This is a genomic window from Pseudoalteromonas sp. GW168-MNA-CIBAN-0100 (assembly GCF_040309225.1).
GTDB lineage: Bacteria > Pseudomonadota > Gammaproteobacteria > Enterobacterales > Alteromonadaceae > Pseudoalteromonas > Pseudoalteromonas arctica.
This window is the reverse complement of record NZ_JBEOOL010000505.1, coordinates 1-278: the sequence shown is the minus strand read 5'-3', so window position 1 is coordinate 278 and position 278 is coordinate 1. Positions and strand designations below refer to the sequence as shown.

Here is a 278-nt window from a genome sequence, read left to right as displayed (position 1 = left end):
ACCTATGGTTTGGTTGTCAGTATAGCCGCGTACTCTAATATAGTTATCTACCGGAGCAATTATATCTTTAATTATTTTAACAACTTGCTTAGCTCGAACTTGCGCTACACTACTGCCACTTGAAAATAGCATGCCAGAACTAAGCTCAATGATCAGCCAATCTTGGCTGAGTTCTAAACTTGCTTCACCATCGCGTATTTCATCTATTAATGACGATTGCAGCTTAGCCAACAAACTATCGAGTGGTTTGCCAAGGTGTTTTTGCTCAATATTACTGG

1 protein-coding gene is annotated in these 278 nt (G+C 39.6%); it reads right to left on the bottom strand.

All coding sequences use genetic code 11. The annotated features are described in order from the left end of the window. Positions 1-278, bottom strand: a 278-nt coding sequence (locus tag AAEY62_RS22175; RefSeq protein ID WP_502935550.1) for an OmpA/MotB family protein, incomplete at both ends; no start/stop codon positions are given.